The sequence below is a fragment of the Pseudomonas sp. A-B-19 genome (assembly GCF_019947515.1).
GTDB lineage: Bacteria > Pseudomonadota > Gammaproteobacteria > Pseudomonadales > Pseudomonadaceae > Aquipseudomonas.
Window position 1 is genome coordinate 1 of the sequence record NZ_JAGYGN010000014.1, and the last position, 25,193, is coordinate 25,193.

A 25,193-nucleotide genomic window follows, 5' to 3' on the forward strand; every position below is an offset into this window, starting at 1 on the left:
CCCCAACGCCAGCCCCGACCCCAACGCCAGCTGTCGATCCGGCGCCGGTCGCGCTGACCCTGGATCAGATGCGCGCCCAAGTCATGGCGGCGGACGGAGCCCGCCGCACGGCGATCAATGCCGCGTTCTGCGGTTCGCTGGTCACTAGCCACACCGAGTTGCTCAACACCTGCCTCAATGACCTGAGCTGTACGGCCGAGATGGCGCGGGAAAAACTGCTGGTTGCGCTGGGCTCGACCACCACACCGACGGGTGGACCTCACCACCATGGCCACATCGGCAACGGCAACCTGGTCGGCGATTCGGTGCGCGCCTCGTTGGCGGGTCGTTTGGGACAGGCGGAAAACCAGAAAGACAACGCCTATAACCACATGAGCCTGCGCGAGCTGGCCCGCGCTTCGCTGCATGATCGCGGCATCCTGGTGGCCACCCTTGATCCGATGGCCATGGTCGGCCTTGCGTTCACCCATGACTCCAGCGACTTCGGCAACATTCTGGTAGACAGCGCCGCCAAGTCGGTCCTGCTCGGCTGGGACGAGGCGCCGGAGACCTATCACCTGTGGACAAAAAAGGGCCGTTTGAGTGACTTCAAGGTGGCATCCCGGGTCGGCATGGGTGCGTTCCCGAGTCTGCGTGAAGTTCGCCCAGGGGCTGAATACAAGTACATCACCACCAACGACCGTGGCGAAAAAATCCGCCTGGCCACCTACGGTGAGATGTTCAGCATCACCCGTCAGGCGATCATCAACGATGACCTCGACCAACTGAGCACCGTGCCTTACAACATGGGTCTGGCCGCACGCGGCACCATTGGCGATCTGGTCTATGACACGCTGATCCATTCGCCGGTGATGAGCGACGGCAAAGAGCTGTTCGATGCCTCGCGCAATAACCTGTTTTCCGGTACCGGCGCCAATATGTCGATTGAAGCGCTTAGCAAGGCCAAGACCGCCATGGCCTTGCAGAAAACCGAGGTCGAGGGCGGCAAGCCTCGCACCTTGAACATTCGCCCGGCGTTTGTCCTGGTGCCGGTGGCGCTGGAAGACAAGACCAATCAACTGATTCGCTCGGCCTCGGTGCCCGGCGTCGATACCAATGCCGGCATCGATAACCCGATCCGCAATTTTGCCACGGTGATCGCCGAGCCACGCCTGGACGATGATTCGCCGATCACCTGGTATGAAGCCGCTCGCCAAGGCGCCGACACCATCGAAGTCGCTTATCTGGACGGCGTAGAGCAGCCCTACATGGAGCAGCAACAGGGATTCACCATCGATGGCGTGACGAGCAAGGTGCGGATCGATGCCGGCGTCGCGGCGCTGGATTATCGTGGTCTGAACAAGTCGATCGGTGCGGTAGCAACAAAAGCCCGCTGACGGTAGTGATTTCCCTCAATACCCCGCCGCGTGCGGGGTTTGTTTTTTCTGATCAGGAGAAATACGTATGTCCAAGAATTATTCGGGTCCCGGCAGCACGCTGACTTTTGTGGCGCCAGACGGTGGCGCGACGGCGGGGGTGCCGTTGGTGCTGGTGGATACGGTGGTCATCCCGATCGCCAGTGGCGCGGCGGGTGATGTCCTGGTCGGCCATCTCGACGGCGTTTGGCGCCTGCACGCCGATGCGGCGCTGCTACAGGGGCAAAAGGTGGCCCTGCAAGCCGGCGTCCTGGTTGATCCGCTCACGGCCATCGGTGATTTGGTGCCGTTCGGCAAGCTGATGAGCGCTCCGGTCGGCGGTATTGCCGAAGCGTTGTTGATCCAGTGACCACGCTGGGCCGCTTTCGTGACGTCACGGCCCGGATGGATGCCGTGCTGGTCGATCGCCTCGGCGATCGCGCCATCAAGCCGGACGGCCTAGCGCTGTACGGTGCGTTCTTCTCGCCCTTTGTCGGTGCGGATGTCGGCGGCAAATCGAAGAGCGTGCGTCTGGGCAATGCCATCGTGACGGATAACGTTCTGGCGCCGACCTTCACGGCTCGCGTGGTGGAGGCAATGGGCATCGAGAAAGACACCTTTCTTACCATCGATCTACCGGCGGAGCAGGGCGGCGGTCGCTACAAGGTCAGCAAGCGCGAGCCGGACGGTGCCGGCATGGTCAACTTCATACTGAGTTTGAACAATGGATGAGCTCACGACCTTACACAATGCGATCGAGGCGACCTTCCGGGCGGGCTTACCGACGGTGGTGAGCGTCGAGGCTTTTCCCGAGCTGGATGCGGAAGTGGGGTTGCCGGCAGTGTTGTTCGCCCTGACGGAAATCGGCGAAGCCGCCGACAATGGCAGCGGCAAAACCTCCCTGAGCGGCCGCTTTCAGGTGTGCATCATGGTCGATTCCACCATCAGTAAAGCGGCCTTGCAGGCTGCGATCCTGGCCGCCGAAATCAGCAAAATCCTGCGCGGGCAGTATTGGGATCTGGACTTTGTCGAAGAGGTGCAGGACGTCCGTGCATTCCCGGACGACTCGATGCCGGAGCTGGCGCAATTTGTGGTGTGGATCGTTGAGTGGAAGCAGGTGTTCCAGATCGGCGAAACCGAATGGTTATGGGCAGTCGAGCCGCCCGGTTCCCTGTACCTGAACGTCGACGGCTGCACCGGTACCGGCAACGAAGACCACTACTTTCAGCCGGAGGATCTGGCATGGGATACGCCAGCGCTGAACACGACCGGATGATCGCGGCGATGCTGCTGCCCTGTGTGGTGGTCGGCATCGATCTGATGGCCGGCCGGGTGCGGGTCAAGGCCGGTACCTGGGTCAGTGCCTGGGTGCGCTGGCACAGCCTGGCCGCCGGCAAGGCCCGCCACTGGCGGGCGCCGAGTCCGGGGGAGCAAGGCGCATTGTTCAGCCCCAGTGGGGACCCGGCCATGGGCACTTTTATCCCGGGGCTGTATGGCAACGCCGGAACGCCGCCGGACAACCGCGATCACGTTGAGGCCTGGTACTTCGACGATGGCGGCTCGCTGATCTACGACTGGCAGGTCGGCAGATACAGCATTGACCTGCCCAATGGCAGCCGCGCGACCATCGCGGTGGGTGGCTCGCAGTTTGAAGTGACGCCGGCTGAAATCCGGGTGACGGCCAGCCAGATCACCCTGGCGGGTGAGGTGAGCATCGACGGCGCGCTGAGTGTATCCGGCGACATCACCGGCGCCGGCACGATCATGGACGCCGGGGGCAACAGCAGCAATCACTCGCATTGAGTTCACATTCACCTTCAGCCCGCCGCGCGCGGGCTTTTTCATGTCTGGAGAAAAAGCATGACGAGTAAAACCAAGGCGGTTCCGGTCACCACGGATGCGCTCGCGTCGGCCACGCTGAGCTTCTTTCGCGACACGCTGTACACCTCGCGGGTGCTGGTCCTGCTGGACGCCGAGCGCACCTTGAACGTCGAAAAAGGCCAGGTCGCGGTGGCGTCGGATGACACGGTCGCGCTCGAGTATTTGCGCGGCCGTAAGGATTTTGTCGCGGTCGAGGACTGATCCAATGATCGGGATGATTGGACTGGACCGCCGCACCGGCCAGCTCATTTCCGGCCTCGATCACCTGCGCCAGTCCATCGAGGACATTTTGTCCACGCCGCTGGGCAGCCGGCGCATGCGCCCGGAATACGGCAGCAAGCTGCGGCGCTTTGTCGACCTGCCGGTCAATGACGGCTGGAAGAGTGCCGTGCAGGCCGAGGTGGCCAGCACGCTCGGGCGTTGGGAACCACGTCTGAAGCTGGGGCGGGTGCGCGCCGTGGCCATTCTCGACGGGCGTATCACGTTCGAGCTGACCGGGCAGTACCTGGGCAGCGACGTGACTTTGGAGGTGTCCACATGACCATGGAACTGGCGGCCCTGCCGCCGCCGCAAGTGCTGGAGGACCTCGACTTTGAAGAGGTCTACCAGGAGAAGCTGGAAGCCTTCCGCCTGAGCATGGGCGACAACTGGAGCGCGGAGCTGGAAAGCGACCCGGTGCTCAAGCTGATCGAACAGGCCGCGTATGGCGCCTTGCAGAACCGGGCGCGGGTCAACGACGCGGGCAAGGCCTTGCTGTTGGCCCATGCCGAGCGGGCCGACCTCGATCACCTGGCCGCCAACGTCAATCTGCAGCGCCTGGTGATTCAGGCGGGAGATCCGAGCACGGTGCCGCCGACGCCGCAGGTGCTCGAAGAGGACGATGCCCTGCGCGAGCGGGTGCAGCTGTCGTATGAAGGGCTGACCACCGCGGGGCCGCGTAACAGCTACATCTTGCATGCACGCAACGCATCGGGCCTGGTGGCCGATGCCACGGCGGAAAGCCCGTCACCGGCCGTGGTGGTAGTCACCGTGCTCAGTCTCGACGGCAGTGGCGCGGCCTCGACGGAACTGCTGGAAGAGGTCCGGCTGCACCTCAATGATGAGGACGTGCGGCCGGTGGCCGATCGGCTCACGGTGCAGAGCGCCGTGGTCATCGATTATCACATTGAAGCGGTGCTGTACCCGCAGGCACCGGGGCCGGAGAACGAAGCCTATCTGGCTGAAAGCCAGAAACGCCTGAGCGATTGGATCAACCCGCGCCGTCGCCTGGGTCTCGAGGTGGCGCGTTCAGGCATCGATGCGCAATTGCACGTTCCCGGCATCGCCCGGGTTGAGCTGCTGGGCTGGACCGATCTCAAGCCGAGCAAGGCCGAGGCGGCGTACTGTACGGGCTACAACGTGGTGTTGGGAGCCAGTCTGACATGAGCAGTCAGCTGCCCCTCAACAGCACACCGCTGGAGCTGGCCGTCGAGGCGGCCAACTACGAACACACGCTGATTCCGCTGCGCAGTTTGTACAACGCCGACACCTGCCCCGAACACTTGTTGCCGTACCTGGCCTCGGCCTGGTCGGTGGACCGCTGGAACAACAACTGGTCCCAGGAGGCCAAGCGCACGGCGATCCGTTCCGCGTACGACGTGCATGCGCGCAAAGGCACCATCGGTGCGTTGCGGCGGGTGGTCGAGCCCTTGGGCTACCTGATTGACGTTGTCGAGTGGTTCGACACCAAGCCGGAAGGTGTGCCCGGCACGTTCGCCCTGGAGGTCGGGTTGAATGACGCCGGCATCACCGAGGAACTGTACGAGGAACTGGCGTGGTTGATCGACGACGCCCGCCCGGTCAGCCGGCACATGACCAACCTGGCGCTCAGTCTGCAGACCGAGGGCGTGTTGGGCATCGCCGTGTGCGTGCAAGAGGGCGAAGAGATCGACGTGTACCCCCCGGCTCCGAAAGACATCGACGTGACCGGCACCTTTGGCCCGGCGCTCTGCGTCGATGAAACCGATACTTTGGACGTTTATCCCTATGATTGATAAAACCAGTCAGTTTTTTGCCATTCTCACCGCGGTCGGCGAAGCCAAACACGCCAATGCCATCGCCATGGGCCTGGACTGGATGTTTACCGAGATGGGCTTGGGCGATGCCAACGGCACCGACCCGATCCCTGACCGTCTGCAGACCCAATTGATCAACGAATGGCGTCGCGCACCGATCAACCAGATCCGCGTCGATCCGGCCAACCCCAACACCGTGATTACCGAGCAGATCATCCCGCCCGAAGTCGGCGGTGAATGGATTCGCGAGATCGGCCTGTACGACGTCGACGGCGACCTGGTGGCGGTGGCCAACTGCGCGCCGAGCTATAAGCCGTTGCTGGACCAGGGCAGTGGCAAGACCCAAGTGGTGCGGATGAACTTCATCGTCAGCAGCTCGGCGAACATCGTGCTGAAGATCGACCCGGCCGTGGTGCTGGCCACGCGTGAATACGTAGACCTCAAGATTCAGGAAGAACTGGCCAAACTGGATCACAAACAGTCAGCGCGGGTGGCGGCCACGGTCGCCATCACCCTGAACAACGTGCAGACCATCGATGACGTGGCCGTGGTCGTCGGTGACCGCGTGCTGGTGACCGCCCAGACAGAAGCCCAGGACAACGGCCTGTATGTCGTCAGCGCCGAAGGCTGGACGCGGGCCGCCGATGCCGATAACAGCCTGGAAGTGACACCGGGGTTGTTTATCCACGTCGAGCAGGGCACGACCAACGGCGACAGCCTCTGGCAGTTGGTCACCGACGCGCCGATCACCCTCGGCACCACCGGTTTGCAGTTTGAAATGATCGCGGGCGGCAATGGGGGCGGTGTCGGCACGTTTCGCAGTGTCACCGTCGATGCCCTTGGGCGTGTGATCGCTGGCACCAACCCGACCACCCTGGTCGGCTACGGCATCACCGATGCCATGGCAGTCAGCGAAAACCTGGGCGATGTTGCGGATGTGGTCGAGGCTCGGAATAACCTCGGGCTGGGCACCGCCGCGACCGCTGCTGTGCAGGTCCATCTGCACGATGAAACGCCTGATGCGCTGATGAAGGTCGGAGCGTTCGGCTGGGGCGGGGCCGCTTATGCGGTCAGTGATGTTGACATCGGTGACCTGAACGCGGTGACGGCCCTCTATTTCGTCAGCAATGGCGCGGGAGGGCCAGGTGGCGCGCCCTTTGAGGGTTGGGTTCGCGTCTCGGCGATTACACCAGGTCAATACGCCTTTCAGGAGATCTATGGGAATGCCGACCACACTCTAAACCGCCGGGCCTTGACTGCCGGTGTTTGGGGCGAATGGGAAAGCATCTGGGACTCAACCAATCTGGTTAAACAAATCTACCCCCAAGATGACACACCAGGCCGTGTATTGCTCACGGGTGCTTATGGCATCGGTCACGGGGGGATTGTCCTTCCCGACGGCACCGATCTAAACACAGTCACCACCGTGGGTATTTACCGGGTGAACCCGGGCCCGAACGTTCCAGAGGGCGGTCAATTCTCCCCCATGCTGGTTGCGGTCAGTCAAGACACCCTCTGGCAACAAATCATCGGCTATGACACCGGTACAACGCTTACTCGTGGCGGTGTTCAGACCCCAGAGGGATACGTATTCAGTGCGTGGGTAACGGGTTGGGACACTAGTAACTTTGACCCTGCTGCGTACCAACCTGCGTTGGGCTTCACGCCCGTACAGCAAGGCGGAGTGGCGGGTCAGGACGCCAATAAAATCTACATTGGCTATGCAAACGCCTCGGGCAAAATAAAAATACAGGTTGATGCGCAGGATTTCGGGGGGATCTGGACCGAAAGCAATTTTGATCCTGCTTCCATATTTTCCGTCCCTGTCGGCGTGCCGTTTCCATGGCCAACCGCTACGCCACCCGACAAATGCGTTTTGATGGGGGGGCAGGCGTTCAATGTCGAGTGGTACCCGGCATTGGCAACCGTGTATCCCAGCGGCTTCCTGCCAGACATGCGCGCCGAGTCGATTCGTGGTTTGGATGGCGGGCGCGGAATTGACCCCGACTCTGGGCGGCCCGTGTTGAGCCTTCAACTCGACGCGCTACAAAACATGACGGGTGAACTCAGGCTACAGGACGATGATTCGATGTTGCTGGTGAATACCGCGACCGGCGTATTTACGGCTACTGGTTACATGACGGGTGATATACCCGCTGCACCACGAGTCAGTACAACGGGCAATATGTCTGTAACTTTCAATCCATCGGCGGTTGCCCGTGTGAGCACGGAAACCCGTATGCGCAACGTGGCGTACAACTACATCTGCAGGATGTATTAATGACGACTTTAGTGAATGGTTTTTTTGATGAGAACGGTTGGATCGACGTTTACACGTTCAGTGAAACCACCACCGAATACCTCGGCCAACACGAAACCTATGTGAGCTGTGGCTGCGGTCTGCCAGCGGGCGCCACGTTGGAAGAACCGCCCGAAGCCGGGGACGGGGAGGTGGTGGTCTGGAGGGATGGCACGTGGCTGGTGGTGCCCGACTACCGAGGCGTAGCTTACCGCACCACCGATGGTGCCGAGGTGACGCATTCGATACCTGGCGAGTTACCGGCCGAGCTGACGACCATGCCGCGACCGAGTGCGGCCTATGTCTGGAATGGTCTTGTTTGGGTACTGGATGCCGCGCGCGATCTGGCGATTCAAAGCCTGCGAGAACGGTCATGGATTGAAAATGAACTGCATTGGGCGGGCCGAGAGATCGACAAGCATCTGGATGCTGACCCGGCTGCGCTGAACACCGAACTGGCCTGGCGCACCTATCGCAATGAGCTGCGGGCTTGGCCTGGGTCGCCGGACTTTCCGGCCAGTGATAAACGGCCGCTAAAGCCGGACGGATCGACCAACACCGCGTCCTGACGCCCCGCATTGCCGGGGCGTTTTCTTTTCCGTTACGCGTCACGTCACTCACAGCCTCGTTCGTGCGGGGCTTTTTCGTTTCTGGAGCATCACTCTATGAGTTTCTTTCACGGCGTCACCGTGACCTTGGTGGACACCGGCGCCCGGCATATCGCCACCCCGTCCGCGTCGATCATCGGCCTGTGCAACACCTTCACGGTGGGGCCGCCGGCGACCGCGGCGGCCAACGAACTGCTGCTGATCACCCGCGAAAGCGAAGCGGTGGCGGCCTGGGGCCCGGATGCGGCGATCACCCAGGACTGCAAGGCCATTTTCAAACGCTCGAAGGCGGTGATTGTCGCCGTCGGCGTGCCGCTGCTGGAAGACCCGGCCGAGCAGCTGTCGGCAATCATCGGCGGGGTTTGGGCCGATGGCAGCCGTACCGGCATGCAGGCGTTGCTCAATGGCAAAAGCAAGTTCAACGCCCAGCCACGGTTGTTGGTGACTCCGGGGTACTCGTCGACGCTGGCGGTGGCCACCGAGCTGGTGGCACTGGGCGACAAGATGCGGGCCATGGCCATCCTCGACGGGCCGAACACCACCGACGAAGCCGCGATCGCCTATGCCGCCAACTTCGGCAGCAAACACGCCTACATGGTCGACCCGGGCGTGCAGTTCTGGGACACCGGGACCAGTGCCACCGTCAACGCACCGGCGTCGGCCTGGACCGCTGGCCTGTTTGCCTGGACCGATGCCACCTACGGTTTCTGGGCTTCGCCGTCGAACAAGGAATTTGTCGGCATCACCGGCACCACGCGGCCGATCGAGTTTCTCGACGGCGATGCCTCGTGCCGGGCCAATCTGCTGAACAACGCCAACATCACCACGATCATTCGTGACGACGGCTATCGCCTGTGGGGCAACCGCACGCTGTCCAGCGACCCGAAATGGAAGTTCGTCACCCGGGTGCGCACGTTGGACATCGTCATGGACGCCATCCTCTACGCGCACAAGTGGGCCGTGGACCGCTCGATCACTGCGACCTACGTCAAGGACGTGACCGAAGGCCTGCAGGCGTTCATGCGCGACCTGAAGAATCAGGGTGCGATCATCAACTTCGAAGTCTATGCCGACGAGGAGTTGAACACCTCCAGTGAACTCAGTGACGGCAAGGTGTACTGGAACATTCGGTTCACCGACGTGCCGCCGGCCGAAAACCCGAACTTTCGCGTGGAGGTGACCGATCAGTGGATCACTGAAGTGCTGGACACCGCCGCCTAAGGAGGCCGCTTTATGATTCCGGAAGTGCTCTACAACACCAACCTGTTTGTCGACGGTATCAGCCTGCAAGGCGATGTGCCGAGCCTGACCTTGCCCAAGTTGACCCTCAAGACTGACGAATACCGCGCGGGCGGCATGGATGCGGCGGTCGAACTCGACATGGGTATGGAGAAGCTGGAAGCCAGCTTCCTCACCAATGGGGTGCGCCGCGAGGTGCTGAAGTTCTTCGGCCAGTCCGACTTGACCGGGTTCAACGCCTCGTTCCGCGGTGCCTTTAAGGGCCAGAAAGGTGTGGTCAAGTCGGTGGTCGCCACCCTGCGTGGCAGCCTCAAGGAAGTCGACCCGGGGGACTGGAAACCGGGCGAAAAGGGCGAGTTCAAGTACGCCGTTGCGGTGACCTATTACAAGCTGGAGATCGACGGCAGCGTGATGTTTGAAATCGATCCCCTCAACTCGATCCGCGTCATCGATGGTACCGATCAACTGGCCGCTGTGCGGTCCGCCTTGGGCATGTAAGGAGCAGCACCATGAGCAACGCGAAAGACAACGTCCTGCCGAAATGGCTGCAACTGGGCAGTGGCATCGCCACCGTAACCCTATCCCGACCGAGCGAGGCTAACGGCATTCAGGTCGACAAGCTGACCCTGCGTGAACCGACGGTGCGCGAGATGCGCGCCGCCACCTTGCAGGGCGGTAGCAACGAAGAAGAACAGGAAATGGTTTTGTTCTGCAGTCTTGCGAGCATCGGCCGCGCGGATCTGGAGGGGCTGCTGATGCGTGATTATCGTCGTCTGCAGACCGCCTATTTTCGTGTGGGAGCAGATGACGGGGTTTAACCCCGCGCTGCAAAAGGCCCTGGCCAAACGCTTGGCCGTCGAGCTGAACTTTTCGGCGGCCGAGATTCAGGGGTTGTCGTTTTCCGAGATGGTTTGGTGGCTCACGGACTGAGCCTAATCCCGTCGCACACAGGTAACCTGCATGGCGAACAAACTCTCGCTCGGGCTGGTGATTGGCGGTGCCGTCGATTCCTCCCTCGGCGCCGCCTTCAAGAATGTCAGCGGCGAAATGAAAAAGCTCGAGGCGCAAACCACACGCGCCAAGGGCTTGCAGAAAGTCATCGGCGAGACCATACGTCTACGCGATGAATGGAAAAAAGCCCACGACAGCGGGGCGGCCAATGCCGACGCCTTGCTGCGCAAACTGGAAACCAACACCAACAGCTTGCGCAAGCAGGGTGTCGAAGTCGGGCGCCTACGTCAGGAGTACCTGACGCTGGGCAAGGTGGTGCGCAGTGCCGAGTTCAAGGCCAAAGGCATAGGCCAAGTGCAGGAAGGGCAGGAAAGCCTGCGCAGCGGGTTTGGCACCGCGGTGGCCGGCACGACCCTTGCGGCGGTGCCGACCAAGGTCAGCGCGGATTTTCAGGCGATCATTCGCGACATCGCGATCAAGTCCGGTACCGCCAACACCCAACAGGAAGTGGACACCGCCCGCGACATCGTCCAGACCTCAAAAGACACTGGCATGGCCAACACCCAGGTGGCCGACCTGGTGAACCAGTTGGTCGGCGGCGGCATGGAGTTGGCCGAGGCGCTGAAGTACGCCCCGGTGGCGGCCAAGTTTGCAGTCGGGCAGGGCGCGTCGGGTACCGACACGGCAAAAATGATTCTGGCGATGCAGAACAACGCCAAGATCACCGACCCCAAAAAAATGGAACAGGCCTTGGCGTCGGTTGCCCTGCTGGGCCAGCAAGGCAGCTTCGAGGCGGCCGACATGGCCAAGTGGTTTCCGGAGTTGTTGGCGCAGATGGCCAGCAGCGGCATCACCGGTCAGGAGGCGGTGACCCAGTTGGGCGCCATGCTGCAGGTGCAGGTCAAGAGCGCCGGCAGCGCCGATGAGGCGGCGAACAACCTGAAAAACTGGATCGCGAAAATCGGCTCGGGGGAGACGGTCAAAGGTTATGCCGATGCCGGGATCGACTATCAGGGCTCAATGAACGCCGCCATTGGCAAGGGCCTGTCGACCTTTGAAGCCAGCTTTGAACTGGCGCGCCGGTATGTGGAAAAGACCGACCCGAAAAAGGCCAAGCAGCTGAATCAGGGGCTGACCCAAATCAGCCAGGAGACGGACCCGGCTAAGGCGCAAGCGATGGCCGATGCCTTGGCCGCCACGTTGCGTACCGGCGATCTGTTTGCCGACATGCAGGTCAAGACGGCCCTGATGGCGTACACCCAGAACAAAAAATTCTACGCGGAGCTGAAAAAAGGCGCCTCGGACCCCGACGGCCCGCGCAAGGACATTCTCGACAAAAACCTAAACGAACGTCGCGAGAGCTCGTCGCAACGCTGGGCCGAAACCGGTCAGGCGTTCAACGATTCGCTGCGTGCGATCGGTGATGCCCTGCGGCCGGCGACAGATGCGCTGGCCACCGGTATCGGTGCGGCAGCGCGTGGCTTGACCGCCTTGTCCGAGGAGACGCCCAAGGTGGTGCTGGGCCTGGCGGCGTTGAGTGCCGGAGCGTTGCTGGCGGGCAAGGCCTGGGCCGCGCTGAAGATCGGTCGGGGGCTGGTGAACATCGCGCGCGGTTCGGCCGGCGACCGGTCCAATATCGTGCAGCGGGTATTCGTGACCAACGCGAATGACGGCGATGACGACGGGCTGGATCACGGCAAAGAAGGGAAGGGCGGAAAGGGCAAAGGCCCTGCAAGTCGGCTGTCCCGTGGCCTGAAAGTGGGTGGGGCGCTGGCGGCGGTCGGTGCCGGCGTTCAGGTGTTGGACACTTACCAGAATGCGACCACCCGCGATGAGAAGGCCGAAGGCTATGGCGCGGCGGCGGGAGGGCTTGCCGGTGGATTGGCTGGCGCCGCCGCCGGTGCCGCCATCGGTTCGGTCATACCGTTGTTGGGCACCGCAGTGGGCGGGATGATCGGTGCCTGGCTCGGGGCGTGGGGTGGCGGCGACGTGGGCGCGACCATGGGCAAGGCGTTATTTGGTGGGCCGGACACGCCAATCGTACCCAAAGCACCGCTCGGCATCTTTCCCATGGCCGCCGGCCAAGGGGTTGGCGCGGTCGTGCGCTCGATGGACAGCGCCCCCACCGCGCCGGTCACGGCGGCGGCATTGATGTCGAGCACCGCGGCTAAGACACCCGAATGGCCGAAGGTTGATCAGCAATTCACTTTCGCCCCGGCCCCGGTGTTTCAGGTGCACGGCGATGTGAAAGACCCGGCACAGTTGGTCCAAGAATTGATGCCGTACCTGCGCCGTCAGTTTGAAGACTTCGCCCGGGAAGCACGTGCCCGGCAGTTGTTTGATGCACCCCACGTGGGTTGAGGACGTGAAATGGCGAATGAAAAAACTTACCTGCAGCACCTGCAGGGCGGGCTGAAGTACATGGTCGACGCGGGGGAGGCAGGGCGCACTGACCTGGAGTCCATGACTGGGCCAATGAATGGCGCGCTCAATGAGATCAGTGGGGCGGCGGATGCGCTGGAAGGTCTGCCCTTTATCAGCGAGGACCTGAGCGACAAGACCCGGCGTCTGCAGGATGCGATCAACTCGGCGCAGGCCAAGATTGGCAAGGTCGCCAGCTACTACAACCAGACCCAGCGCGCCTTGGCGCAGTTTGAAGAGCACTTTTCCGCGCTGACCGAACAGATCGGCCGGTTTGGCGCGGCGTTCAACAAGGTGGCCGGCAAGGCCAATGCCGCGTTGGGCAATATCCTCCCCACGGAATGGTTTGCCGGCGACATGACGCCGATAGCCGACGCGGTGAAGCCGTTCCCACACCTGCTGATTCTCTACCCGCTCAAGGCCAATGAGCGGCCGTATTACTTCAACCTGGACACCGCAGCGTTTGACGAACTCCGCCGGCAGACGTCGTTTCGCTGGGCCGCGCAGGAACGCCTGACGCGGCGCCCGGCACAGCAGGCGGTGGGTCTGGGTGAGGAAAAAATCACCATCAAGGGCGCGATCTACCCGAGCTTCAAAGGCGGGCTGAAGCAGCTGGATACGCTGCGCAGCATCGGCGCCAAGTTGCTGCCACTGAACCTGACCACGGGTTATGGCGAGGTATTGGGCAACTGGTGTTTGACCAATATCGAAGAAGAGCAAAGCGCCTTACTGCCCGGGGCGATCCCGCGCAAGCAGGGCTTTTCATTGGAGTTTGTCCGCTATGGCGATGACCTGCAGAACAGCTGACGGGGATCTGCTCGACACCCTGTGCCACCACTATTACGGCCACCTGAACCGCAGCGTCGAGGCGGTACTGGCGGCCAATCAGGGCCTGGCCGATGAACCACAACCATTCCGGGCCGGCGTGCTGATCAGGTTGCCGGATCTGGTAGTGGAGACTGACAGCGTCATTTCGTTGTGGGATTGATCCCGTTACCCAGCCCGCCGCGTGCGGGCTTTTTCTTGTCTGGGGGTGCCGACATGCAACCGCTATTCCGTATTGTCGCCGACGGCGCCGACATCACGGCCTTGATCAATGATCGGCTGGTCTCACTGCAGCTGGCCGACCGGCCCGGGATGGCCTCGGATTCATTTGAGCTGCGCATTGATGATCGCGACGGAGCGGTGTCGCTGCCCGTGCGTGGCGCGAGTATCGAAATCTACCTCGGCTACGCCGGCGCTGACCTGACCCGCATGGGCCGCTACACCGTGGACGAAGTGGCCGTCTCCGGACCGCCGGACACGCTGGTGATCAGCGGCAAAGCCAGCGACATGCGTGGCAGCGGCAAGACCACCCGCAGTGGCAGTTGGGAGGACGTCAGCCTGGCGCAGATCGTTGGCGATGTCGCCGCGCGCAATGGCTGGCAGCCGTCGTGCCCGGTCGACACCCGGGTGCCACGCATGGATCAGCTGAATGAGTCGGACTTCAACTTCATCACCCGTCTGGCGAAGAAACACGACTGCACCGCCAAGGTGGCCGACGGCAAGCTGCTGGTCCTGCCACGACAGGGCGGACAGAGCGCCAGTGGCAAGGCGTTGGCGGTCATCACCCTGCAGCGCAGCGATGTCACCCGCTGGCGGTTTCGCTTGAGCGACCGCAGCACGCATCAGGGCGTCAACACCCAGTACCAGGACCCGGCCAGCGGCGAGCTGCTCATCTCGCACCTGGACAACCCGAACGTGCCCGAAGGGCTGCCGCCGGTGCATACCGATCGCCATATCTATCCGGATCGCACGGCGGCCGACGAAGCGGCCAAGGCCCGTCTGGCGGCGTTCAATCGTTCGACCGCCTCGGTACGTCTCGACCTGCCGGGTCGGACCGACCTGTTTGCCGAAGTCATGATCCAGGCGCAAGGCTTCAAGCGCGGCCTCGATGGTGAATACCTGGTGGAGTCGGTGGATCACACCTTTACCCCGTCCGGGTGGACGGTGTCGATGGAGTGCAATGGCGGCAAGGAGGGCAAGGCCAAGGCGTCCGGCAAGCCGCAGAAAGTCGTGCTTGAAGTGCCGGATTGATCGCCCGGGCGCATGAGTCGTCCCGAGTCAAAAGTTTCAAAAATTAAAGTAAAAGGAGCGGCCAGTCTGGATGCGTCAACATCCAGCCTGGCCACCGTCCCCGCAGATTGTCCCTGCAAGTCCCGCCAAGGCTCCTGCTCTGTGCACAAAGCAGAGCGAGCCTAGCACCTGTTTATTTATACAGTAAAGGTCTTGCTATCCATGTCTTCACCCATCATCCCTTGGATGGGCGGCAAACGCCGTCTGGCCGATCGTCTTATTCCGCTGTTTCCACCCCACGAATGCTACGTCGAAGTCTTTGCTGGCGGCGCCGCGTTGTATTTCATGCGGCCCCAGGCGGCGCCCGTGGAAGTGCTCAACGACATCAATGGCGACCTGGTGACGTTGTACCGCGTGGTGCAGAATCACCTCGAAGAATTTGTGCGCCAGTTCAAGTGGGCGCTCAGCTCGCGCCAAGTGTTCGAGTGGCAGAAAATGACCCGCGTCGAAACCCTCACCGACATCCAGCGCGCCGCCCGATTTTTCTACCTGCAGCACCATGCCTTCGCCGGCAAGGTGTCCGGGCAGACCTTCGGTACCGCGACCACCACCCCGTCGATCAACCTGCTGCGGATCGAGGAAAACCTCTCGGCCGCTTGGCAGCGCCTGTCTGGCACCTACGTGGAAAACCTGCCCTGGCTGGAGTGCGCCGAACGCTACGATCGTGCCCATACCTTCCACTACATGGACCCGCCGTATTGGCAGACTGCAGGCTATGGGGTGGATTTTCCGTTTGAGAACTATGAGCGTATGGCCGATTTCATGCGCCGCTGTAAGGGCAGGGTGATGGTTAGCATCAACGACCACCCAGACATCCGCCGGGTATTTGAAGGCTTTCATTTCGAGACGTTGGATATCCGCTACACCACGACCAACCAGCGGCAGGGCAAGGCTGAGGTCAGTGGTGAATTGGTGATCATGAATTGGGAGCCCGTAGCTCTGGGAGGATTATTTTAAATCTTAGACAGATGATCCATGGAAAAGGCTCGCTATTGCGTCAGGAGTGATAACTGAGTCAGGCTCTCCTGGATGGCTCTGTGCCATGCTATGGCGCCGATGCGTGAATTCACGGGCAAAAGCTCAGCTAGTGACGTGTTAAATGGAGATTAAAATGATCATGTATCCGAGAGGTTCAGAATGGCGGAAATGGGACTTGCATGTTCACACGCCGGCTTCTGTCCTGCGAAACGAGTTTGGTCAGGACTGGGATACATATGTCGTTGAGCTATTCACTCGCGCCATTGCTGCTGAAATAAGCGTCATCGGTATAACCGACTATTTTCTTCCAGAGGGATATAGAATTTTAAAGCGGGATTATCTTGATAATGCGCAAAAGATGGCATCGCTTTTCGATTCTCAGACTCTGGATGCAATCAGAAAAATAACTATATTTCCGAATATTGAATTTCGTTTAACCAAGCTGGTCTTGGGTAAGGAACGGGATTTATCTTGGAATAGAAAGGTTAATTATCATGTGGTGCTTTCGGATGAGTTGTCTCTCGAGAAGATAGAGAGTGATTTCATTTCTCAAGTGAAATTGTGTTTTGATGCATCAACAGGATCTCAAGCCGAACTCCGTCCACTAACAAGGTCAAATTTAGAAGAATTAGGGCGAAGGTTGATTTTAGAACATCCTCCCTTTGCGGATTTGGGCGGCGAACTATTTGTCGGAATGATGAATGCATCGGTCGATGAAGATGATTTGATAAAGATTTTGAGCCGCAATGCCACATTTAAAGACAAGTATCTAATTGCGTTGCCCTGCGATGAAGATCTAAGTGATGTGCACTGGAATTCCCAAGGGCACAACATACGCAAGACTCTCATAAAGCAGGCGCATTTTATATTTTCCTCCAATCCTAAAACCGCAAAATTTTTCCTGGGTGGTGTTGATAAAGTTTCCTTTGTTAAAGAATTTGGTGCGATTAAAGCTTGTTTGTGGGGGTCCGATGCTCACACCAAGGAAGAAATGTTTCGCCCGGCCATGAACAGACATACGTGGATCAAAAGTGATCTGACTTTCGAGGGTTTGAAACAAGTTGTGTACGACCCAAGCTCCAGGGTATCAATACAAGAGCTATGTCCACAACAAAAAAGTAGCTATCAGACAATTGACCGTGTTCGGTTTTTAGAGCATGGTTCAGATAAATTGTTTAGTAATGACTGGCAGCTTTTAAATCCCGATCTTAATACTATTATCGGTGGGAAATCTTCTGGCAAATCTTTATTGCTCTATCATATGGCGAGAGCAGTCAATGCCGAAGAAGTTGATCAAAAAGTAAGGCTGTCTAAGTCGTCAGCCTACACTGGGCTGAGTTCTGTCGACTTTGAAGTTGTTTGGTCGAATGGTGATGTAAGCAAGCTGTCCGAGCTTGACGATAGAAAACCTATTACCTATATCCCTCAGTTGTATATTAATCATTTAGCGGAGGAGGACGGTAAAGGGCAGTTGAATTCATTGGTAAAAAATATACTCCAACAGAACTCGGGTTTTAAAAATTTCTCGGAGGCTCAGGAGAGGGTCATAACTTCTGTTGATAAGGAGATTGGCGCAAAGATTGATTCTTTTTTTGAATTACGGAAACGATACCATCTGTTGGGTAAGGAGTCGGAGGCGTTTGGCACACGACCAGCGGTAGAATTAGAAGTTGAGCGGTTGAAGGTGAGCATTGCTGCCTTGCGAGATAAGTCAGGATTTACAGAGTCTGAGGAAGCACAATTCAAGCGATTGACCTCTCGTAAGGCTTCGTTGGATAACCGGGAAGCAGTTCTCGTAAAGATAGAAGAGGCAAGCCGACAGGCAATAAGCGCAACAAAAGATGCTTCAGATGCTCTGGTTGAAGATTTCAAAGATAAGTTGCTTTCGGGAATTGAGTTGCCGGGTGATTCTTTATATGTCATTAAAATGATGGCATCACTGGAGGTGAATCTAAACGAAGCCCTAGCAAAATTCCACAAAGGAATTCTGTCTAGGATTGACTGCATTCCAGGCTCGAAAGATAAACTTAAAAATATATCTTTTGCGAATGAGCAAGCACTTCAACCATTGCTAATTAAAATTGTTGATCAAGAAGCGCTAAAGCTTGCGATAAAACAACTTGGCGTTGAGGAGGCAAAGCTAAAAAATATCGACGATATACTTGAGAAGCAAGAGTCAATTAAGCGGCAGGGAATTGAATGCAAAAACGAGTTGTTTTCGTTGTACGAAAAGCTTGTGAGTGCTTACAAGGTATATGCTGAGGAAATTAAAAAACCTGAGTACCAATTTGATGCCGGTGTTAATGTTTCCGCGGTGGTGGCATTTAAGGAAGATCGCTTTAATGAATTTGTATTGTCATTTGATAGGCGCGGAAGTTTGGATGCTTTACTTGGTTCGCTAGTTTTGCCAAGTGGTGAATTCAATTTTGACATAAATCAGCAAGCTGCACGCGTTAAGGATATTCATGACAACTTCATGAAAAAGTCGCGAGTTCCGACGGTCCGTAAAGGTGTGGAAGATATTGATGTGCTGAAAAGGCTTTACAGTGACTGCTTTTATATAAATTACATTGTTCGTTATAAAGATGATGATATTGCCACAATGTCGCCGGGAAAACGAGGCTTGGTGCTGTTGAACCTGATATTGCATTTAAGCAATTCGTCGCATCCTATACTAATTGATCAGCCTGAAGATAATTTGGATAACAGAACGATTTATGATCAATTGAAAGATTTTGTGAGGCAAAAAAAAGCTTCGCGGCAAATTATCATGGTTACACATAATGCCAACTTGGTAGTCGCTGCGGATGCAGAGTGTGTAATTGTGGCGAACCAAGCTGGGCAGCAAATAGATGGTGATGTCGGAAAATATCGTTTCGAATACTTTAGCGGTAGCTTGGAGTGTACATTTGATACCTTGGTTCATGATGGGGCGTTGAGAAGTCAGGGGATACGCCAGCATGTATGTGAAATACTCGAAGGTGGAGTTTCAGCATTCAAAGAGCGCGAAATGAAGTACGGCTTCAAAGTTTAATACTCTGATGGTAAGCGCTGTAAAGGTTATTGGTTCAATAATGTGTTCATGATAAGCGAGTTCCGGGAAAGCGCGACAGGGCGTCGATCGTGAATGTTCACCATCCCGCTAGCGCTTTCGGTGATGATCACAATGCCGTCATGTTGGAACGCGCCTGCATGAAGAAAGTCATCGCTTTTCGGAGGCGGCCAATCGCGCGAGAGATATGCATCCTTCGCTCGTGACAAACCCTGTCGCCTCCGCCTCCGCCGGCAGCATAAATAGAACGTCGAGCGGTAACTCCTTTCCTGCAATTCTCAATTCCGCCTTCAGTCGAGACAGAGGCTCGCCAGACGGGCCGACGATCAAAATGTCAAAATCGCTGCCCACACCGAACAGCGAAGAGCCAAACATGAAGGACTCGAACTCCCGCAGGGTCTCGCAGGATCTAAGTAGGTATTTTGCGACTTCACGTGCCGTCATCAGCGGTTCTGTAACAGCACTTTTAACTCGTCCCATTTCATTACCTCGCATCCAAGGCTTCGCCCTGCTTCTATGGCATTCTGAGTAGGATACCCATTGGGATTGATGTGCCAGGCAATATCGATGGGGCCGAACCGATCCCAGAAGGTGCGAATGGCATCGGCTGTCGGCTCGTACTCCATAATCATGCCTACCCGGAAGGTGCGCCCATTGGCGAGCGTCATCGTGAAGACGCGATCAAACTCCCTATCGAGGTTCGTAACGGATCTAATTTGCCGTATGAGCCGATACGAGAAGAAGTAGTCCTTCTGGGCCGCAGTCTTTACGTCGCCTGTGTAAATGGCGGAACCGAGTGTGCCGGCGTTTCCCCAGCCTACTGTGTTGCTTTCTAAATATCTAATCGCCTCGCCTTCCCAGATACACTCCTTTCGATATCCGCATAGGAAATCCATGTCGGGGAAATCCGCATGGTATCTCATTGCTAATTCGGCGTTGATCGCGTAGGCGGCCGAGATAACCGCCACTACATCGGGTCGGTCAGGCATCGTGATCTTGATAGCGTCATCGCGGATATGCTGCGCCGACGCCGCTCCGTGATTTGCCCAAATATTTTTAAGTGCGTAATTCACCTGCCAGTTCATTTGAAGATTCCATCCATTTCTGCGGGATAGCGGATAGCACCGCCGGCGACACCACAAACGTGACGTTCTGAGAGACCTCGAACATGTTCTTGATATCGAGCGAATGTCTGTCGCTCAGCTTCCGTCATGTGGTGCAGGTTTGCCTTGATGATGGCTTGGATGCGGAAATGATTAGGCAGAATGACCCCTCGCATCCTCTGCACCCACGTCATAGCTGCTTCAGATTCCGGATCATATTCGAAGCTCGATCCATCGGAAGGCGCGAACTCCTTCCATACGGCCTTGTTTTCGGCCATGGCGGCGACCACAGCGTCTCTGACTTGGCCGCGCTCATCGTAGGCACGAATTCCTTGCTTGGTTGCCAAGGCAGCGAGGTGGTTACTTTTCCAGCCTAGCAATGTACCCCGGCTATATCCGTCGGGATCCTTGTCGATGATCGTATGGCAGGTCGGGCATAACAGAATAAGGTTTTCAAAAGAGTCAGCCTTGAACTCTCCGGCGGGCCTTTCTTCGTGGCGCGGTCCCGATTCTCCGTGCGGAATCACATGAGCCATTTCGGCTATATGCTTGTCTCCGCCCATTTCAGCTGGGAATAGAGGCTGGAGGCACTCGGGGTGTTGGCAGTGACCTGCGGCTTCAGAAAACAGCCGCAGTTTCGTTTCTTTAGGTATATGTTTGCGATCTGCCATGGTTGGGAGCCTAAAATCCGACGAGACTAGAAATGGTGCAGAAGGTACAGCCCAAATAGATCAATAACGACAAATACTGACGCTGAGAGTTGACGAAGAAAACATGCTTCACCATTTTGTAGGGGCGACTATAAATCGAGCGACTACTTTAGCCGATTGCAGTCATTCCGGCGCCATCATCACCGCGAGCGTCATTTTGATGAACTCTTCATTCTTATCGATTGCTTCCAGGGCACCGCGCACGTTATCGGCGACGTCAGCCGATCCGCGCTGCTCGACCCAATTCGAAAGCTCCATGATGGCGGCTTCCAGGGCGAGCTGGTTTTCGTTGATCTTGAAGAGCAGGGAAGGGAGCAGGTCTGAGTTTGGCATCGCGAATCCTCCGTGGAGATTTCATCGTAGCATCATGAAATCGGGCATGAAGGGATTGATGCTCGGTCGGCAGGACGCCGGGAGAGAGGTGCGCAAAACCTCCTCTGGAGGCCGCGAGTTTCCGTTTGCAAAAACACAAAAAAGCGGATTCTTTGTTACCCGCAGAGAAGTGAATATTCTTTTAAAAACAATAGGTTAGGTTATTATTGGCCCAAGCATGGGGTGCTAGGGGTCGAGTGTTCGAATCACTCCGTCCCGACCATATTTTTCAATGACTTAGGCCAATGTTCATAGCATTGGCCTTTTTCATGTGCGTGACTTTTGCGTGACTTCTCGATTTTTCACGCCTGTTTCCTCTTCAATATCGTCAGGACCGGTCCACGCGAATCGGTGGCTGATACCCTGTTCTCAGCTTCAATCAGATGCCCGAGCTCAGCGCCCGAGTAGTGGCTGGTGATGCTGCCGTTCTTGTGGCCCAGAAGTGCCTTGCGGTCTTCCTCGGTGACGCCTGCTGCGCGTAGCCGACGGCCAAATGTGTGTTTGAGGTCATGTATCCTTATGGATGCATAACCTGGGTGAGCGGGGCGAAGGTTTTCCTTCTGCCAGAGTTTCGCCGCTCTCACCCGCGCCTTCTTCCTGGCCGAGTCATTCATCCGGCGCATCGCGGTGTCCTTGTAAGGGAAAACCCATTCCTTGCTCAGGCCCCGCTGCTTGTCGATGATCGACTTCGCCACGTCGTTGAGCACGACCAATCGCTCATCACCGTTCTTCACCCCGGACCGTTCATGTCTCCCGCCAAAATCAGCCGGTATCAGAAATACACTGCTCCCGAGTTCCGGTACCGCAATCTCCCAATCCCATCTCAGCTTGCAGACTTCCTGCTCCCGGGTGCCGGTGTTCACCTTGAACTGCGCCATCGTTTGCAGGTGAGCCGGCAATTCCGCAAACAGAATCGACTGCTCCTGCCATGACATCGGGTACGGCTTGCGGCTCGACTTCTTCTCTTCCAGCTTCGTGAGCATCGGCACGCTATCCAGCCACGGCCTTCTACTTGGGCATGTGCCGCGCTGAGTTCGACAAAACCGTGCGCCCTTATGTCAGCGAATTTCCATCGGCGAGCGCGGTGTCGGCTTCGACCGGCAGAAGGTGGCGCGTTACTGGGGATTCGTACAGGCGAAAAAAAGCCCGCACTCGGCGGGCCTCGTCGTCGATGAGGACGTGTTATGCATGAGCTTCTTCACGCTCAGGTACAAGGCGAACCTCTACCCGCTGGCCCAGCGCCCGAGCTGCGCTGGAGAGAGTTGCCAGAGTCATGCCGGGATCATTTTGGTCGAGCGCACGGTCCACAGCAGTTCGGCTTGTGTGCATGCGCTCGGCCAAGGCCTTCTTTGTTACCTTCTGGGTCTTCATGGCTTCAGCGATCTGCCAAGAGATGACACGCTTGAGGGCAGCAGCAGACACTTCCTCTGCGAGACCTTGTTCTGCAAGAAAGTCGTCGAAATCGGAGCCGATGTGCTGGTTCATTGCTTGTTCCTCTCTAGTGTTGCTTTGCGCTGTCTGGCGGTTTCCAGGTCGGACGCAGGTGTTTTCTGGCTCTTCTTGATGAAACCGTGAAGCAGAACCATGAAGTTGCCGTCTACGGTGAAGAGCACTCGGGCTATGGTATCAACTAGGTTTACCCGGACTTCCCACAGGCCTTTTTCGAGCTTTCTAACAACAGGCATTCCGATTGGCCATCCGATCTGCACCGTTTTTATTTCAGTTCCAATCATTCGCTTGTGATCGCGATGGATTTCGGTCAGCCATTCGCGCACCGGTTCGTTACCCGCTTCCGTGCGAAAAAAGCGGACGTTCAATGTTGGTTGCTTTTCACTCATATGGTGAGTGTACCAAAATTGGTGCGCTATTCAACCTGTAGTTGAATACGGAGAAGAATGCGGTGATCAATGCGGTGAAGAGTTCGGCGGCGAATTCGTAGCTCAATGCGTGGGAAAACCCTGCGGGCCGGACTACTCTTGGGCTGCTGCAGACTGCGGATCAAGAATTCCGAGCAGCATCTGATCGTGCTCCTCGCGCGTTGCTCTGTAGAACATGCACCGATCCAGCAGGATCCTTTTCATGCTTCGGGCCGAGGCAAGGTGCCTGGGCTCGACTGAGACCGTGGCGGTCTTGCCACTCCGGGTATCGGTCACTTCTAGGTGGTAGCGCCCAATCAGGCCGTCATCCCGCTTGGTGTGGCCGAGACATTTGAAGGTGAGGGTGGGCATTCCACATTCCTTGTTTGCATTTGAACTAGTGAAGAAAAAGTAAATTGGATCTCAGCCAAAAGCCCAGCCCACCCGCTGGGCTTTTTGGAGGTGGGGCAGTCTTGCGCCGGCACGTGGGTCAATTCGGTGTCGGCGTGAACACACAGTAGTGGCATGCTGAAATACCGCAAGACCACCATTCACCAAGCTTGTGAGCCAACCCACTCTCCAGCGGTGGGCGGCCTGCAGGAGAAAATGGAAGCGTAGCGTCTGCCCGAAGCGTGCTACTGATTGATGTTGGATCCTTGTGTCGTGGCACCCCAACCGCCGGTTCACCACGGGGTGATCTTCCCGAGGGTGATGATGCTCGCTGAGGCTCTGCTTCGCCATGTCGGCTCCTGGGCACCGTCGCTGATGGTGCCCAGGTTCTTGGCTTACGCTGCCTGAAAGTTCCGGCGGGTACGGCTATCAGAAAAGGCTGATGTTATAGCTGAGGATCAGCCGGTTCTCATCAATATCGCTACGGTAGTTGGAGCGAGCAATAGCGTTGCGGATGCGGATACCCACTCCACGCAGCACTCCACTCTGGACAGCGTAGCCAATATCCAGATCCCGCTCCCAGTCCTGACCTTCAAACCCCCGCCCAGTGGTGACGTTGTCTCCAGTCACGTAGCGCAGAGTGGTGGTCAGACCGGGAATTCCGAGGGCGACGAAGTCGTAGTCGTGCCGGACTTGCCAGGAGCGTTCATCCGGTGCGGCGAACTCGTAGGTAGGCAGGGTGTTGCCAAGCGGGTTGGTGTTGGCGCCAACCTGGATGAAACCATCGTCACCGCCGATCTGTTGGTAGCCCAGGTAGAAGGTATGGCCGCCGCGCTTCGCCGACAACAGGTTGAACAGTGCATGGTTATCGAGCTTGCCGGCGATGCTCCGGCCGTCATCGCGGGCATCGAAGTAGCCGACACTTATGCCGAGCGTCCAGTCACCTACTGGCTCGGCGTGCTTGAAGCTGTAGTAACGCTGCTGGTAGATGTCTTCCAGTTGCGCCTGCCAGAGACCGACGCTGGTGCGATTGGCGTTGAAACGGTAGTCGGCACCCAGATAGTTGAAGCGATCGCTGGTGAAATTGGCGATACGCGCCGGGTTGATCGGGTCATTGATCAGTGCATACATCTCCTGGGTGTTACTCGAGTCGCGCAGGCTGGTGGAGTGCAGTTGGCCAGCGTTTACGGTCAGTCCGGACAATTCGTTGGAAACCAGCGAAGCGCCCTGGTAGGTCGGCGGCAGCAGGCGCAGATCGCTGTAGACCAGTACCGGCAGGTTGGGCCGCAGCTCACCAACTTTCAGCTCAGTGCTGGAGACCTTGAGTTTCATCGCCGCACCCAGGCGGCCGTACTCATCGGCGGATCTGCCGTCGACGTGTGTCGGCAGCAGTCCGGTCCTGGCCCGGCTCGGGCTGCTGTCGAGCTTGACACCGTAGAGGCCGAGCACGTCCACGCCGACACCGATATTGCCCGGTGTGTAGCCTGAGCGGGCATCAAGGATAAAGCCCTGGGCCCACTCCTCGGCCCTGGATTGCTTGTTGGGGCCGACGATGTCAGAGAAATCGCGGCTGAAGTAGTAGTTGCGCAGTTGCACGTTGGCCGTCGCGCCTTCGATGAAGCCTGTTTCTTCGGCGAGCAGGTGCGGAGCCAGGCCGAGTGTCAGGCAGCCGCCTAGGGCGCCGCTGATTGCATGGGTTTTGCGCAGTGCTGGAGTGTGCATGCTGTTGATACTCCGGAATCAGGGCATAGCGCCTCCCGTCAGACGAAG

At 58.0% G+C, this 25,193-nt stretch carries 28 protein-coding genes and 2 pseudogenes; 20 read left to right on the top strand and 10 right to left on the bottom strand.

Translation table 11 applies throughout. From position 1 onward, the window contains the following. From KGA81_RS16695 to KGA81_RS16790, 20 genes are all read left to right on the top strand, one after another. Window positions 1-1,376, top strand: a 1,376-nt coding sequence (locus KGA81_RS16695) for a ClpP-like prohead protease/major capsid protein fusion protein (RefSeq protein WP_223547290.1), incomplete at its 5' end; no start/stop codon positions are given. A gap of 67 nt (window positions 1,377-1,443) precedes the next feature. Then, window positions 1,444-1,764 carry a capsid cement protein gene (locus KGA81_RS16700; protein WP_223529367.1) on the top strand — a complete coding sequence of 107 codons (321 nt, stop codon included), beginning with the start codon at window positions 1,444-1,446 and terminating at the stop codon, window positions 1,762-1,764. Continuing rightward, window positions 1,761-2,126: a hypothetical protein gene (locus KGA81_RS16705; protein ID WP_223547291.1), complete on the top strand. Its 366-nt coding sequence runs from the start codon at window positions 1,761-1,763 to the stop codon at window positions 2,124-2,126. Before KGA81_RS16700 ends, KGA81_RS16705 begins: the two co-directional genes overlap by 4 nt. Continuing rightward, a complete protein-coding gene (locus KGA81_RS16710) occupies window positions 2,119-2,670 on the top strand; it encodes a hypothetical protein (protein WP_223547292.1) in 552 nt (183 codons plus the stop codon). The genes KGA81_RS16705 and KGA81_RS16710 overlap by 8 nt, the downstream gene beginning before the upstream one ends. Continuing rightward, on the top strand, window positions 2,637-3,197 hold the full coding sequence (locus KGA81_RS16715; protein WP_223547293.1) for a phage baseplate assembly protein V: 561 nt from the start codon (window positions 2,637-2,639) through the stop codon (window positions 3,195-3,197). The genes KGA81_RS16710 and KGA81_RS16715 overlap by 34 nt, the downstream gene beginning before the upstream one ends. Window positions 3,198-3,254: 57 nt before the next feature. Then, window positions 3,255-3,476 (top strand): hypothetical protein, encoded by a 222-nt coding sequence (locus KGA81_RS16720; protein WP_223547294.1) that lies wholly within the window; start codon window positions 3,255-3,257, stop codon window positions 3,474-3,476. A gap of 13 nt (window positions 3,477-3,489) precedes the next feature. Then, window positions 3,490-3,816 carry a GPW/gp25 family protein gene (locus KGA81_RS16725; RefSeq protein WP_223547416.1) on the top strand — a complete coding sequence of 109 codons (327 nt, stop codon included), beginning with the start codon at window positions 3,490-3,492 and terminating at the stop codon, window positions 3,814-3,816. Continuing rightward, window positions 3,813-4,700, top strand: coding sequence for a baseplate J/gp47 family protein (locus KGA81_RS16730; RefSeq protein WP_223547295.1), 888 nt, complete (start codon window positions 3,813-3,815; stop codon window positions 4,698-4,700). Before KGA81_RS16725 ends, KGA81_RS16730 begins: the two co-directional genes overlap by 4 nt. Beyond that, window positions 4,697-5,308 carry a phage tail protein I gene (locus KGA81_RS16735; protein WP_223547296.1) on the top strand — a complete coding sequence of 204 codons (612 nt, stop codon included), beginning with the start codon at window positions 4,697-4,699 and terminating at the stop codon, window positions 5,306-5,308. Before KGA81_RS16730 ends, KGA81_RS16735 begins: the two co-directional genes overlap by 4 nt. Further along, a complete protein-coding gene (locus tag KGA81_RS16740) occupies window positions 5,301-7,610 on the top strand; it encodes a phage tail protein (RefSeq protein WP_223547297.1) in 2,310 nt (769 codons plus the stop codon). The genes KGA81_RS16735 and KGA81_RS16740 overlap by 8 nt, the downstream gene beginning before the upstream one ends. After that, a complete protein-coding gene (locus tag KGA81_RS16745; RefSeq protein WP_223547298.1) occupies window positions 7,610-8,197 on the top strand; it encodes a hypothetical protein in 588 nt (195 codons plus the stop codon). Before KGA81_RS16740 ends, KGA81_RS16745 begins: the two co-directional genes overlap by 1 nt. Window positions 8,198-8,293: 96 nt before the next feature. Next, complete coding sequence (locus tag KGA81_RS16750; RefSeq protein ID WP_223547299.1) at window positions 8,294-9,457, top strand: phage tail sheath family protein; 1,164 nt, start codon at window positions 8,294-8,296, stop codon at window positions 9,455-9,457. 12 nt (window positions 9,458-9,469) lie between these two features. Then, window positions 9,470-9,973, top strand: coding sequence for a phage major tail tube protein (locus KGA81_RS16755; protein WP_085725766.1), 504 nt, complete (start codon window positions 9,470-9,472; stop codon window positions 9,971-9,973). Between the two features lie 11 nt (window positions 9,974-9,984). Then, complete coding sequence (locus KGA81_RS16760; RefSeq protein ID WP_090455557.1) at window positions 9,985-10,293, top strand: phage tail assembly protein; 309 nt, start codon at window positions 9,985-9,987, stop codon at window positions 10,291-10,293. 142 nt (window positions 10,294-10,435) lie between these two features. After that, a complete protein-coding gene (locus KGA81_RS16765) occupies window positions 10,436-12,787 on the top strand; it encodes a phage tail tape measure protein (protein WP_223547300.1) in 2,352 nt (783 codons plus the stop codon). 9 nt (window positions 12,788-12,796) lie between these two features. Next, window positions 12,797-13,654, top strand: coding sequence for a phage tail protein (locus KGA81_RS16770; protein ID WP_223547301.1), 858 nt, complete (start codon window positions 12,797-12,799; stop codon window positions 13,652-13,654). Then, on the top strand, window positions 13,629-13,835 hold the full coding sequence (locus KGA81_RS16775; RefSeq protein WP_108217354.1) for a tail protein X: 207 nt from the start codon (window positions 13,629-13,631) through the stop codon (window positions 13,833-13,835). The genes KGA81_RS16770 and KGA81_RS16775 overlap by 26 nt, the downstream gene beginning before the upstream one ends. A 53-nt stretch (window positions 13,836-13,888) precedes the next feature. Continuing rightward, a complete protein-coding gene (locus tag KGA81_RS16780; RefSeq protein WP_223547302.1) occupies window positions 13,889-14,923 on the top strand; it encodes a phage late control D family protein in 1,035 nt (344 codons plus the stop codon). 201 nt (window positions 14,924-15,124) lie between these two features. Further along, on the top strand, window positions 15,125-15,919 hold the full coding sequence (locus tag KGA81_RS16785; protein ID WP_223547303.1) for a DNA adenine methylase: 795 nt from the start codon (window positions 15,125-15,127) through the stop codon (window positions 15,917-15,919). A 154-nt stretch (window positions 15,920-16,073) separates the two neighbouring features. Further along, a complete protein-coding gene (locus tag KGA81_RS16790; protein ID WP_223547304.1) occupies window positions 16,074-18,974 on the top strand; it encodes a TrlF family AAA-like ATPase in 2,901 nt (966 codons plus the stop codon). 65 nt (window positions 18,975-19,039) lie between these two features. Here KGA81_RS16790 and KGA81_RS16795 read toward each other — a convergent pair. The 10 genes and pseudogenes from KGA81_RS16795 to KGA81_RS16840 form a co-directional block, all read right to left on the bottom strand. Beyond that, window positions 19,040-19,123: pseudogene (locus KGA81_RS16795) on the bottom strand (DUF159 family protein); the annotation flags it as partial. Window positions 19,124-19,142: 19 nt separating this feature from the next. Beyond that, entirely contained in the window at window positions 19,143-19,436 is a 294-nt protein-coding gene (locus tag KGA81_RS16800) for a nucleotidyltransferase domain-containing protein (protein WP_223547305.1), read from the bottom strand. Next, complete coding sequence (locus KGA81_RS16805; protein ID WP_223547306.1) at window positions 19,436-20,077, bottom strand: hypothetical protein; 642 nt, start codon at window positions 20,075-20,077, stop codon at window positions 19,436-19,438. Before KGA81_RS16805 ends, KGA81_RS16800 begins: the two co-directional genes overlap by 1 nt. Continuing rightward, window positions 20,074-20,766 carry an HNH endonuclease gene (locus KGA81_RS16810; protein ID WP_223547307.1) on the bottom strand — a complete coding sequence of 231 codons (693 nt, stop codon included), beginning with the start codon at window positions 20,764-20,766 and terminating at the stop codon, window positions 20,074-20,076. The genes KGA81_RS16805 and KGA81_RS16810 overlap by 4 nt, the downstream gene beginning before the upstream one ends. A 162-nt stretch (window positions 20,767-20,928) precedes the next feature. Then, on the bottom strand, window positions 20,929-21,138 hold the full coding sequence (locus KGA81_RS16815; RefSeq protein ID WP_057714306.1) for a hypothetical protein: 210 nt from the start codon (window positions 21,136-21,138) through the stop codon (window positions 20,929-20,931). A gap of 341 nt (window positions 21,139-21,479) precedes the next feature. Continuing rightward, window positions 21,480-22,187 (bottom strand): annotated as a pseudogene (locus KGA81_RS16820) (tyrosine-type recombinase/integrase); the annotation flags it as partial. A 172-nt stretch (window positions 22,188-22,359) separates the two neighbouring features. Further along, the gene (locus KGA81_RS16825) at window positions 22,360-22,662 is read right to left on the bottom strand and encodes a helix-turn-helix domain-containing protein (RefSeq protein WP_223547308.1); all 303 of its coding nucleotides are present in this window, start codon (window positions 22,660-22,662) and stop codon (window positions 22,360-22,362) included. After that, window positions 22,659-23,015: a type II toxin-antitoxin system RelE/ParE family toxin gene (locus KGA81_RS16830; RefSeq protein WP_223547309.1), complete on the bottom strand. Its 357-nt coding sequence runs from the start codon at window positions 23,013-23,015 to the stop codon at window positions 22,659-22,661. The genes KGA81_RS16825 and KGA81_RS16830 overlap by 4 nt, the downstream gene beginning before the upstream one ends. Before the next feature lie 132 nt (window positions 23,016-23,147). Further along, a complete protein-coding gene (locus tag KGA81_RS16835) occupies window positions 23,148-23,405 on the bottom strand; it encodes a hypothetical protein (RefSeq protein ID WP_223547310.1) in 258 nt (85 codons plus the stop codon). A gap of 447 nt (window positions 23,406-23,852) precedes the next feature. Beyond that, window positions 23,853-25,145 carry an OprD family porin gene (locus tag KGA81_RS16840; protein WP_223547311.1) on the bottom strand — a complete coding sequence of 431 codons (1,293 nt, stop codon included), beginning with the start codon at window positions 25,143-25,145 and terminating at the stop codon, window positions 23,853-23,855. Between the last annotated feature and the right edge of the window lie 48 nt (window positions 25,146-25,193).